Here is an 11,423-nt window from a genome sequence, read left to right as displayed (position 1 = left end):
CGCCGAACGGAGCCTGCGCGGATTGGCTCTGGGCAGAAAGGCCTGGCTGTTCGCGGGATCCGACCGCGGCGCGCACCGGGCCGCCGTCATGCTCACCCTCATCATGACTGCGCGCCTCAACGACGTCGACCCCAAGGTCTGGCTCGCCGACGTCTTCAGACGCATCGCAGAAATCGCGCAATCCCGCCTGCACGAACTNCTCCCGTGGGAGTGGAAAGCAAAAGNCNCCGCTGCGGCTCAGGCCGCCTGAAACCCTCGGCATCATCATAGCCGGCAACGACTATCCGCACGCCCGGGAATCCCGCGGTATTGGTCGTATGCTTACGGTGCTCTCGTTAACCCAGCGGGACCACACACGAATATCGCAGAGTTCTACCAAGGCCTATTCAAGGCTGGGTTTAATCACGAAGAAATAGCAGTGGATCAGGCGTGGCCGTTGGGAAGCGATACGGCCCTCGCGTTGGGCGAGTACCGCATCACCGGCAAGAACCAGAGTGGGGAGGCTATTGAGCTTGCGGGCCGTTGGACCGCAGTATACCTCCGCGAGGACGGAAAGTTGAAAATCCGGATGGTGTCGGCCATCCCGAAGGCACCGCCTCCGAAAGACTAAGGCAATGGACGCGCCATAGCATTTGCAACCAAAAACAGGAAGGAAGCCGCCTTCCGTCGGCGGCTTCCTTTTTGCAAAGTCCGATTGTGGAGCTTGCTCGGCCTTTTCGCTCAACATCCTGCAATGTGCAATCTCTACTCGATCACGACGAACCAAGCGGCCATCATCGCCCTGTTCCGGGTCGTCAACCGCTACGTCGGCAACTTGCCGCCGATGCCGGGCTTCTTCCCGGACTATCCTGCCCCTGTGATCCGCAACACGAGCACGGGCACCGAGATGGTGACGATGCGCTGGGGCATGCCCCCACCGCCGAGCAAGCCCGGTCCACCCGTCACCAACATCCGCAATACATCATCGCCGCACTGGCGCATGTGGCTCAAACCCGAGAACCGTTGCCTAGTCCCGGCTAACAGCTTCGCGGAATACGCGCCAGAACCGAATCCTGAGACGAAGAAGAAGGACGTAGTCTGGTTCGCGCTTAATGAGGATCGGCCGCTGTTCGCGTTCGCCGGGATATGGACCACGTTCAACGGCGACCGGGGCACCAAGTCGAAGCCGATCGCGGGCCCTCACCTCGTTTACGGCTTTCTGACGACGGAGGCGAATGCGGTCGTGAAGCCGATCCACGCGAAGGCGATGCCGGTGATCTTGACCACGGATGAGGAGCGTGACGTTTGGATGCGGGCGCCGTGGGATGAGGCGAAGGCGCTGCAGCGGCGATTGCCGGATGATGCGCTCAAGATCGTGATGCGCGGCGAGGACAACGAAGATAAGGCCGCAGCATAGGTGTTGCGCCCTGCGCCGATCGCTAGATTGGCGGCGCAGCACACCTTGTGCGACAGGTGCGAAAGTCGTGGCCGCCTCTTGCGTAGGTCAAGTTTGTTGAGCACAGCAGCGTGAGGGCGAGAATTGGTATCTTGTTCAAAGTGCCCCACTTTCGGGGCGATAATTTCCCATTCTTGCACTCATGCGGGAACGCAAGTGAGAACTCGTTTGCATCATCCGACAGCGCGGCAGTTTCGATAAACACAACACTAGGATCGGGCTAACGTGATTGAGCAACTGCGACTGGCGACCGCTGGTCTCGTCTAGGTCGACACACCCAACTGCCGCACGCTCGAAGAGTGATTTGCCCGACGAGCGCTCCGCCGAAAATCCTGTCCAGTCCCCAGCGGGAAAATATTTCTGTTTTTCAGAAACCCGAATCAATCGTATGGTCTGCGCGTCCCGCTTCCTTGCAGAGGGCGTACGCGTCGTCACGAACGTGGAGCGGAATGCGGTGGACGCGAGAGCGCTGACCGACGAGCAGCGCCCGATCGCGTACGGCGAAGTCGTGTGGTCCTGGCGCGCCCATGCAGGCGCCAAGTTTTGTGAGCGCTCCAAAGGCGCTCGCAAGGCGACGGTGGCAATCAAGCTGGTTCACCGGGGAGAGCCCGAAGTAAGCCGTAAAGCCACTGCGCAGGGAAGGCCGGAGTGTTCCCGCCTGTACCTGTGGTCACGCGCCCTTTGCGCAATCTTCTTGGCGCGAGGGCCCCGGGTGCAGCGGCCACCCGGCTTTCCCTGCGCCCTCTGTACTTCGGAGGGGCATGGACGATGCAAGACTCGGGCGCAAGGCGTCGCGAGAACGCGGGTTTGTGTCTACTCGCCGTCATTGCGAGGAGCGAAGCAATCCAGAATGCTTCCGCGCATGCAGTCTGGATTGCTTCGCTCCTCGCAATGACGGAGTGCGCTGTTTGAAAATCGAATCTGAAGGTCTCAACGAGAGTCGTCCCGGCTTTCGCCCGGACGACACCGAGTGGACATCACGCCGCCTGCGCCACGACGCGGTTGCGGCCGTCGTGCTTGGCGCGATAGAGCGCCTTATCGGCGCGCTTTAAGACATCGGCGACCGCCTCGCCCTTTTGCTCCAGCGTCGAGAGCCCGATCGAGATCGTGACCTCGATCTGCTTGGCTCCCTTGTTGACCGCAAACGGCTCGCCGGCAATGCTGCGGCGCAGCCGTTCGGCCACCATGCCGGCGACGTGCAGATCGGTCTCCGGCATCACGATCACGAACTCCTCGCCGCCATAGCGGCACGCGAGGTCGATGCCGCGGATCGACTTGCGCACGCGTACGGCGAACTCACGCAGCACGTCGTCGCCCGCATCGTGGCCATAGGTGTCGTTGATCGACTTGAAATAGTCGATGTCGAGCATCATCAGCGCGAGCGGCTTGCCGCGGGATGCCGCCTGTTCGGCGAGCGTCGCCAGATGGCTCTCCATGTAGCGGCGATTATGCAGTCCGGTCAGCGCGTCGGTGATCGCCATCTCGATCGAGTTCTGCACATTGTCGCGCAGATGGTCGGTATAGCGGCGCCGGCGGATCTGGGTGCGCGCGCGCGCCATCAGTTCGTTCTTGTCGACCGGGCGCAACAGATAGTCGTTGACCCCGATCTCGAGCCCGCGCAACAGCCGCGTGTTGCTCTCGGGATCGGCAATGGCAAGGATCGGCACATGCCGCGTGCGCTCCAGCGAGCGCGCCTGGCTGCAGAGGCGAAGCCCATCGAAATGGTCGAGATCGAGCGAAACGATCAGAAGGTCGTAGTTGCCTTCGGCGGCGTGAAACAGCGCTTCTGCCGGATTGGTCTCGACATCGATGCTGTGCTCGGCTGCAAGCAGCGGCGAGATCCGTTCATAGGATGACGGTCGGTCGTCGACCAGGAGGATGCGGCCGCCCTTCCCGGTGTCGGCAACCGCGCTGCGCTCCGGCGCCTGCACTCCGATCTCGAGCGAGGTCAGCGCCCGCATGCGCAGCTCATCGGTCATCATCTTCAACCGGGTCAGCGAGCGCACCCGTGCGAGCAGCACGATGTCGGAAACCGGCTTGGTCAGAAAATCATCGGCACCGGCCTCGAGCCCGCGAACGCGGTCGGCGGGGCTGTCGAGCGCGGTCACCATGACCACGGGAATGAAATGCGTCGCCGGATCGGATTTCAGGCGACGGCAGACCTCAAAGCCGTCCATGTCCGGCATCATCACGTCGAGCAGGATCAGGTCGCACTCGGCGCGCTGGCACATCTTCAGCGCTTCAGTTCCGTTGCGCGCCGTCATCACGTCAAAATACTCGGCCGACAGACGGGCTTCCAAAAGCTTGACGTTGGCGGGGACGTCGTCGACCACCAAGATACGCGCGGACACTGAAACTCACTCCTACCCGATAAATCGCCTGACAGTTTCAATGAATTTGCCGACCGAAATCGGCTTCGAAAGATAAGCCTCGCAGCCGCCTTCGCGGATACGTTCCTCGTCACCCTTCATCGCGAAGGCGGTGACGGCCACGACAGGGATCGCGCGCAATTCCGGATCGTCCTTGATCCAACGCGTCACTTCGAGCCCGGAAACTTGCGGGAGCTGAATGTCCATGAGGATCAGGTCGGGGCGCATCTTGCGCACCAGATTGAGCGCCTCGAAACCGTTGCTGGTCCCCGAGGTCTGATAGCCGTGAGCCTCCAACAGATCGCGGAAGAGCTTCATGTTAAGCTCGTTGTCCTCCACGATCAGGACGGTCTTAGCCATCCCGTCCTCCAATTCTCTCGTCCCAAGAGCTGGCCCGGTTTGAGTTGCGTTCGACCCTCAGCCGACTTTGCCGGCGAAATCTAATTCAAACTAGCGTCAGATTCGCTCCAACCCGTTAAGTCCGCTCTTCTTCTTCGTCGTTGTGGTTGCCACTTGCTTGAACAGGTCCGGAAGACTCGGGCATGATGGGTTGCAAATTAGACATCATAAGTTAACGGAAAGGCAAATCCGGCCGTTGAAAAAGCCTGTTCAAAACCCTCGGGAAGTGGCTGAAATCGTTGCGATTCAGGCCCTGAATTTTATTGCGGGCGACCCGGAAAGGCTAGGCCTGTTCCTGGCCGAGACAGGAATCGGGCCGGACACCCTGCGCAAGTCGGCCACCGATCCCCGATTCCTGGCCAGCGTGCTCGACTTCGTGATGCGCGATGACGCGACCGTGAAGGCATTCGCGAAGGCCTCCGACCTGCACCCGACCAACATTGCCGCCGCGCGCGAAGTGCTCGGCGATCCCAGGTGGGAGCGCGACGTGCCGTGAGCGAACCCGCGCCAGTGGTGGGGCCGACCTGTTTCTGCCGGGACTGCCTCGGCGACCTGGACGCGAGAGTAAAGCGCTGCGGCGAATGCGGTTCCCCCCGCCTCGTCCGTCATCGGGCACTGCCCGCGCTGGCGCTCGCCCATATCGACTGCGATGCGTTCTACGCCACGGTCGAAAAGCGCGACAACCCTGATATCGCGGACAGGCCCGTCATCATCGGCGGGGGAAAGCGCGGCGTGGTCTCGGCGGCCTGCTATATCGCGCGCACCTATGGCGTGCGCTCGGCGATGCCGATGTTCAAGGCACTGGAACTCTGCCCCGGCGCGGTGGTGATCCCACCCGACATGGCGAAATATGTTCGGGTCGGCCGCGAGGTGCGCCAGGCGATGCTGCGGCTTACGCCCTTGGTGGAACCGCTCTCGATCGACGAGGCCTTTCTCGATCTCGCCGGCACGCAGCGGGTCCACGGCATGATCCCGGCGAAGGTGCTGGCGCGCTTTGCCCGCGACGTCGAGCGCGGCGTCGGGATCACGGTGTCGGTCGGGCTGTCCTGCAACAAATTCCTGGCCAAGGTCGCGTCCGATCTCGACAAGCCCCGCGGGTTTGCTGCGCTCGACCAAGAGGAAGCGCGTGCACTATTGGCCGACAAGCCGGTCGGGTTCATCTTCGGCGTGGGGCCGGCAACACAGGAAAGGCTCGCCAGGGGCGGCTTTCGAACCGTCGCCGATCTGCAGCGCGCCGACGAGATCGAGTTGATGAAGCAGTTTCCGTCCGATGGACGCAGGCTGTGGCGGCTGGCGCGCGGCATCGACGATCGCAAGGTCGTGCCCGATCGCGGCGCCAAGACGATTTCCAGCGAGACCACGTTCGAATCCGACATCCGCGATTTCGCCACCCTGGAAAGGCTGTTGTGGCGGCTGTCGGAAAAAGTGTCGCTGCGGCTGAAGAATGCGGGCCTAGCCGGCTCGACCATCACGCTGAAGCTGAAGACCGCGGATTTCCGCCAGCGCACGCGCTCGCAATCGATCTCCGCGCCGACCCAGCTTGCCGCCAAGATTTTTGCGGTCTCGCGCGAACTCCTCGCGAAAGAAATCGATGGCACCGCCTTCCGCCTGATGGGAGCCGGCGTCAGCGCGCTGCGGCCGGGATCGCAGGCCGACGACAGCGACATGCTCGACCGCCGCGCCGCGCATGCGGAACGAGCGATGGATGATCTGCGCAAGAAATTCGGCGCAGGCGCGGTAATCCGCGGTATCGCCTATGGCGGGCCGGAAAAGGCGGGGTGAAGCGCGAGAGCCGTCATTGCGAGGAGTGAACCGAACGAAGCAATCCAGAATCTTCACGCGGCGCTGGATTGCCTCGGTTCAGTCGTAATGACGGCTTGCCCGCAGCGGATCAATAGAACGACCCGGGCTCGCAAGGCGTGCTGTTGGTCCAGGGCGCGCTGGCAAATGCGCCGATGCGCGGCGCCGGGACACAACGATAGCCCCCGGTGTAATACGCACCATAAGGCGCGACGGGCCCGACGCTGGCATAGGCATCCTCTGCGACCGCCCTCGACGTCGCATGGTGCTGCCGCGCCATGGCGGGAGTAGCGAGCATAGCTGCAGCAAGCACGGCTGCCGACAGGAATTTCAGCTTGGCCATTCTATCTCTCCATCGATTGTGAGAAGCCAATGCTATGTGGCTTCTCCACGGAGATGAGAGACGCGCGCGGCCGTTTAAAGGGATCGGCGGCTCACATTGATTCAAGGACGCGCGAGCCTTGCGCGTCCGACGATCACGAGATTTGGAAAACCATAACGGGGTATTTAATGGCTGCGCGTGACGCGCCTGCTCGCCTCAATTACAAGGCTTGCTCTCCTTGGCGTCCTTGATGTCGAACTTTGCGAGCGTGCCGGCGATGACGAAATCATTGTAGTCGAGCACCAGTGCGCGCGAGACACCGTTCTCGAACAGCTCGAAGGACATCGCATAGACCGGCGTCTGCTCGCCTTCCTTGTTCTTGGCATCGCGGTCGTAATAGCTCACCGTAACCGGCCAGCGCGTCAGCGACTTCATCTGGGCGTTCTCAGTGGAGGGATCCGGAGAAGCAACCGCCTTGTCGCCCGGGATCGCTTGCCCGATGACGGTCAGCGTATTGTAGACCTTCTCGCCATTGTCCGATCCGTCGTAGACGGTCAGCTCGAGCAGCGACTTGCCTTCCTTGGCCGCAGCAATGATGCGCTTGATCTGCTCGGTCGGAAACACGGTCGCGCCGTCGATCGTGAACGTCTTGTTCTCGGGCTGCTTCAGCTTGACGGTGATGTGATCGCCAGTGCGCTCGGCAATGCCGTCGACCGGGGTTGGATCGCCATCATTGGTCCGCGTCTCGATATTGAAGCGATAGGTCTTGCCCGCACCATCCTCCCATGAGCTCGAGCGCAGGTCGCTCAGCATCATCTTGCCCTCGCCGATCTCCAGTTCGGAGACCTGCCGGAAATCCGAGGTGTAGCCCTCACAGGCATTGCCGGAAAAATTATAAAGGATACGGCCGCGCGCGCTGTTGATCGGGTTGGAGCCGCGCGACTTCAGAAGGCTCAGATCATACAGCGCCTGATGCGGCAGAAACGGCACGGCCGCCCAGGCTTGCACCGGTCCGCAAGCTAGAGCCGCAATTGCCAGCGCACCGAACGACGTCCGGAAAGTATGAGTCATGACCGATCCTTGAGCGGAGAGATTCGCAAAGCTTATCACCGGTCCATTGCGTCGCAACTGGGGCCGCTTCACGGAAAAGTGCGCCTTTCCCGCGCACAATCTTGTTTTTCCAGAGAAAAGTCCTCCGCGCCTGCCGCGCGAGGCCCGCTTGCATGTCATGGCGCAATGGGCGAAACAAGGCCGCGCCCGATCGGAGGCCGATCGGGAATTTGGGCACCCTTCTAGAGCGAGGACGTCACATGGCGGGCACGATCGAACAGAAATTGGCATCCCTTGGCATCACCCTGCCCCAACCGGCCGCGCCCGTGGCGAACTATGTCGGCTTTGTCCGGACCGGCAATCTCCTGTTCGTCTCCGGCCAGGTCTGCTTCGATGCGACCGGCAAGCTGATCGCCAAGGGCAAGCTCGGCGCCGGCGTCACGGTCGAACAGGGCAACGCGGCCGCGCGCGGCTGCGCCATCAACCTGCTCGCGCAGGTCAAGGCCGCGGTCGGCGATCTCGACAAGGTCGTTCGGGTGGTCCGCCTCGGGGGCTTCGTCAACTCGGCGCCGGATTTCCTCGAGGGGCCCAAAGTGCTCAACGGTGCTTCGGACCTGATGGTCGAGGTGTTCGGCGACAAGGGCCGCCATGCTCGCACCACGGTCGGCGTGGCGGCGCTGCCCGCGGATGCTTCGGTGGAGGTTGAGGGCCTCTTCGAAGTCGCCTGATCGAGGACGCCTGTCTTGCGCGCACCGGATTGGCTGACGGCGCGGCCGATCGCCCATCGCGGCCTGCACGACGGGGCGCGCGGCGCCATCGAGAATATGCCGGCGGCGGCGCGTGGCGCGATCGCCGGCAATTTCGCCATCGAATGCGACATCCAGCTCAGCGCCGATGGCGAAGCCATGGTGCACCACGATGATGTGCTGGGCCGTCTCACCGAGAGCAGCGGCCGCCTGCGCGACAAGACCGCCGCGGAACTAAAGGCGGTGCGCTTCAAGGCGACCTCCGAGCCCATGATGACGCTCGCCGAACTCTGCGAGCTGGTCGCCGGCCGCGTGCCGCTGGTCATCGAGGTCAAGAGCCATTTCGATGGCGACCGCAAGCTCGTGACGCGCATGGCGCAGGTGCTGTCCTCCTATGATGGTCCGGCGGTCGGGATGTCGTTCGATCCCGATCAGGTGATGGCGTTGCGCGAACTGATCCCCTCGCGTCCGCGCGGCATCGTTGCCGAGCGACACTACACCGAAGAGGATTGGCCGGAAGCCTCGCCCACGCAGCGGCGCGACATGACGCATCTGCGCCATTACTTTCGGACGCAGCCGGATTTCGTCGCCTATTACGTCAACGAGCTGCCTGCGGCAGCGCCCTGGCTCGCCCGCAATATCTTCGGCTGCCCGTTGTTGACCTGGACCGTACGCACCCCCGAGCAGCGCGCTCGTGCCGGGCGCTATGCGGATCAGATGATATTCGAGGGATTTGTGCCGTAAGCCGGCCGTCGTCATTCTGGGGCGGTGCGCAGCACCGAACCCGGAATCTCGAGATTCCGGGTCTGGTCCTTCGGACCATCCCGGAATGGCGGTGCATCTGTTTTGCTCGACGCACGGAATGACTGCCCTAAGATCACCTCTTGAAGTCCCTGCTGCGATGCACGATCTTCAGGGCAGATGGCGTCTTCCGAAATCACCCTCGAAGCAGTTCCCTCCGTCGCCGATGTTCCGGCTGAAGCGTGGGACGCGTGTGCCAATCCGCGAGCCCCAAGCAACCGGGGAAGTGGCCTTGCCGCGGATTTGGATGGCGGCGCAGCCGGCTCCTGCGTGGAGACAAAAGCCTCTTACAACCCCTTTGTTTCGCACGCATTTTTCTCGGCGTTGGAGGCCTCCGGCTCGGCGACGGTGCGAACCGGCTGGGCGGCGCGGCATCTTTTGGCGAAAATCGATGGCACCATTGCCGGCATTGTGCCGTGCTATCTGAAATCGCATTCGCAGGGCGAGTATGTCTTCGACCGCGGCTGGGCGGACGCCTATGAGCGCGCCGGCGGGCGTTATTACCCGAAACTGCAGGCGTCAGTTCCCTTCACGCCGGCGACCGGCCCGCGCCTTCTGATCCGCGACCACGTGAATCGCGAGCAGATCGCATCGGCTCTTGCGAGCGGGTTGATCGCGCTCACCGGCGTCAGCAAGGCCTCGTCGGCGCATGTCACCTTCGCGCCGGAAGCAGAATGGAAGCTTCTCGCCAAGCATGGCTTCTTGCAGCGTACCGACCAGCAGTTCCACTGGCACAATCAGGGCTTTGCAACCTTCGACGATTTCCTCGCCACCCTTAATTCGCGCCACCGCAAGGCGATCAAGCGCGAGCGCCGCGATGCGCTCGCAGCCGGCATCACCATTCATTGGCTCACGGGCTCCGACATCACCGAGGATGCATGGGACGCCTTTTTCGAGTTCTACATGGAAACCGGCTCGCGCAAATGGGGCCGGCCGTACCTGACCCGTGCATTCTATTCGCTGATCGGCGAGAGCATGGCGAGCGACGTGCTCCTGGTGATGGCACGGCGCAACCATCGCTGGATCGCAGGCGCGATCAACTTTATCGGCTCGGACACGCTGTTCGGTCGTCACTGGGGCGCGATCGAGCATCACCCGTTTCTGCACTTCGAGGTTTGCTACTATCAGGCGATGGAATTTGCGATCAAACATCGCCTCAAGGTGGTTGAGGCGGGCGCGCAGGGCGAGCACAAGCTCGCGCGCGGCTACCTGCCGCAGACCACCTATTCCGCGCATTATATCGCCGATCCTGGCTTGCGGCGGGCGATCGCCGACTACCTCAAGCGCGAGCGCGCCTATGTGGCCGAGGCCGGCCGCGAGCTTGCCGAAGCCGCACCATTTCGAAAGGCCGACGAAGCGCCTTGACCACGCGCGCACGCGCGGCGAAATTGCGCCAAATTTGTTCGGGAGCCGCCATGATCGCCTATGACAACAACAACGTCTTCGCAAAAATTTTGCGTGGCGAATTTCCCTGCCATAAGGTCTATGAGAACGAGCATGTGCTCGCCTTCCTCGACATCATGCCGCGCGCGCCCGGCCACACGCTGGTGATTCCCAAGGCCCCTGCCCGCAATATCCTCGATATCAACGAGGAGGACTATCTGCACGTGGCGCGCGCAACGCGCATCATCGCGCGTGCGGCGAAGACCGCGTTCAATGCCGATGGCCTCACCATTCAGCAGTTCAACGAGGCGGCGGGCGGTCAAGTGGTGTTTCACCTGCATGTGCACGTGATGCCCCGCCAAGAGGGCATAGCGCTGCTACCGCCCGCAAGCCGCAGGGAAGATGTCAAGGTGCTGGAGGACCACGCCGCCAAACTGATTGCGGCGTTGAAGGGAGTGTAGGTCTCCCCACTCGTCATTGCGAGGAGCGCAGGCGACGAAGCTTTCCAGAGCCCTTGAGTGGCTTTGAATTGCTTCGCTTCGCTCGCAACGACGGCCGGGCTATCCCGTCTGAAAATCTCCCGGCTGGGGCTGGGCCAGCGGCGTGAACTCGCAGCGGTCCGGCTTGACGTCGAGTAACGGCGTGCCGTCGAGACAATCGAGGCCACGCACGAGGATCGTATTACCCTCCACGCCCTCAAGCTTGACGATGGACGTCCCGATCGGGTTGGGGCGCACCGGCGAGCGCAGCGAGAAGGTACCGCGAGTCGCCCTGTTGTTTTTCGGACTCTGCAGCACCAGGTCGCGCCGCGACTTGTCGAGCCAGTAGATCACTTCGAGGTTGCTGTAGAAATCGACGCCCTTGATCGCGGGCACCCAGGGCTCGAAGATCTCCAGCCGGCAAATCGGCCCGTCATGGCGACCCTGGCGGGGCGTCTCCAGCCGCGAGGTCCAGGGCGTGCGGATGCGGCCGATGAAGACAAGACCGGCGTCCACGGTCTGCGGCATCTCGACCGCGACCTCGCCTTCACGAAGTTCATTCTCTCGTACCATGTGTCCGTCCTGCGAGTTGGCCGCGAGTCTAGCGAATTATCGCCGCGCCGCAATTGCGGCACCTCA

At 62.5% G+C, this 11,423-nt stretch carries 14 protein-coding genes; 9 read left to right on the top strand and 5 right to left on the bottom strand.

Annotated features, from left to right (window positions below; all coding sequences use genetic code 11):
- From F758_RS0115405 to F758_RS0115395, 3 genes are all read left to right on the top strand, one after another.
- A partial coding sequence (locus F758_RS0115405; RefSeq protein WP_024508690.1) for a transposase domain-containing protein occupies positions 1–250 on the top strand: 250 nt, incomplete at its 5' end.
- Between the two features lie 48 nt (positions 251–298).
- Positions 299–610, top strand: a complete 312-nt coding sequence (locus F758_RS52995) for a YybH family protein (protein ID WP_157450030.1) — start codon at positions 299–301, stop codon at positions 608–610.
- Between the two features lie 123 nt (positions 611–733).
- Positions 734–1,396 (top strand): SOS response-associated peptidase, encoded by a 663-nt coding sequence (locus F758_RS0115395; RefSeq protein WP_024508688.1) that lies wholly within the window; start codon positions 734–736, stop codon positions 1,394–1,396.
- A gap of 1,016 nt (positions 1,397–2,412) precedes the next feature.
- On the opposite strand, the gene F758_RS0115390 is transcribed toward F758_RS0115395, so the two are convergent.
- Positions 2,413–3,786, bottom strand: coding sequence for a PleD family two-component system response regulator (locus tag F758_RS0115390; RefSeq protein ID WP_024508687.1), 1,374 nt, complete (start codon positions 3,784–3,786; stop codon positions 2,413–2,415).
- Between the two features lie 12 nt (positions 3,787–3,798).
- A complete protein-coding gene (locus F758_RS0115385; RefSeq protein ID WP_024508686.1) occupies positions 3,799–4,164 on the bottom strand; it encodes a response regulator in 366 nt (121 codons plus the stop codon).
- A gap of 235 nt (positions 4,165–4,399) precedes the next feature.
- Here F758_RS0115385 and F758_RS0115380 point away from each other — a divergent pair, with 235 nt between their 5' ends.
- Both F758_RS0115380 and F758_RS0115375 read left to right on the top strand, forming a co-directional pair.
- On the top strand, positions 4,400–4,699 hold the full coding sequence (locus F758_RS0115380; RefSeq protein WP_024508685.1) for a DUF3572 domain-containing protein: 300 nt from the start codon (positions 4,400–4,402) through the stop codon (positions 4,697–4,699).
- Positions 4,696–5,985 (top strand): DNA polymerase IV, encoded by a 1,290-nt coding sequence (locus F758_RS0115375; RefSeq protein WP_035722152.1) that lies wholly within the window; start codon positions 4,696–4,698, stop codon positions 5,983–5,985. The genes F758_RS0115380 and F758_RS0115375 overlap by 4 nt, the downstream gene beginning before the upstream one ends.
- A 109-nt stretch (positions 5,986–6,094) precedes the next feature.
- Here the strand turns inward: F758_RS0115375 and F758_RS0115370 are convergent, their stop codons facing one another.
- Both F758_RS0115370 and F758_RS0115365 read right to left on the bottom strand, forming a co-directional pair.
- A complete protein-coding gene (locus F758_RS0115370) occupies positions 6,095–6,346 on the bottom strand; it encodes a hypothetical protein (protein WP_024508683.1) in 252 nt (83 codons plus the stop codon).
- A 195-nt stretch (positions 6,347–6,541) separates the two neighbouring features.
- Positions 6,542–7,396, bottom strand: a complete 855-nt coding sequence (locus F758_RS0115365; RefSeq protein ID WP_024508682.1) for a cell envelope integrity EipB family protein — start codon at positions 7,394–7,396, stop codon at positions 6,542–6,544.
- Between the two features lie 239 nt (positions 7,397–7,635).
- On the opposite strand from F758_RS0115365, the gene F758_RS0115360 reads away from it, so the two are divergent.
- The 4 genes from F758_RS0115360 (at position 7,636) to F758_RS0115345 (ending at position 10,766) form a co-directional block, all read left to right on the top strand.
- The gene (locus tag F758_RS0115360; RefSeq protein ID WP_024508681.1) at positions 7,636–8,103 is read left to right on the top strand and encodes a RidA family protein; all 468 of its coding nucleotides are present in this window, start codon (positions 7,636–7,638) and stop codon (positions 8,101–8,103) included.
- 15 nt (positions 8,104–8,118) lie between these two features.
- Positions 8,119–8,865: a glycerophosphodiester phosphodiesterase gene (locus F758_RS0115355; protein ID WP_024508680.1), complete on the top strand. Its 747-nt coding sequence runs from the start codon at positions 8,119–8,121 to the stop codon at positions 8,863–8,865.
- 177 nt (positions 8,866–9,042) lie between these two features.
- On the top strand, positions 9,043–10,287 hold the full coding sequence (locus F758_RS0115350; RefSeq protein ID WP_024508679.1) for a GNAT family N-acetyltransferase: 1,245 nt from the start codon (positions 9,043–9,045) through the stop codon (positions 10,285–10,287).
- Positions 10,288–10,337: 50 nt separating this feature from the next.
- Complete coding sequence (locus F758_RS0115345; RefSeq protein WP_024508678.1) at positions 10,338–10,766, top strand: HIT family protein; 429 nt, start codon at positions 10,338–10,340, stop codon at positions 10,764–10,766.
- A 99-nt stretch (positions 10,767–10,865) separates the two neighbouring features.
- Here F758_RS0115345 and tsaA read toward each other — a convergent pair whose 3' ends face one another.
- A complete protein-coding gene (tsaA, locus tag F758_RS0115340) occupies positions 10,866–11,357 on the bottom strand; it encodes a tRNA (N6-threonylcarbamoyladenosine(37)-N6)-methyltransferase TrmO (protein WP_024508677.1) in 492 nt (163 codons plus the stop codon).
- Positions 11,358–11,423 lie beyond the last annotated feature (66 nt).

The sequence above is a fragment of the Bradyrhizobium sp. ARR65 genome (genome assembly GCF_000472385.1).
Taxonomy (GTDB): Bacteria; Pseudomonadota; Alphaproteobacteria; order Rhizobiales; family Xanthobacteraceae; genus Bradyrhizobium.
Note: the sequence above shows the minus strand (reverse complement) of the source record. Positions and strands in the feature narration are given on the sequence as shown.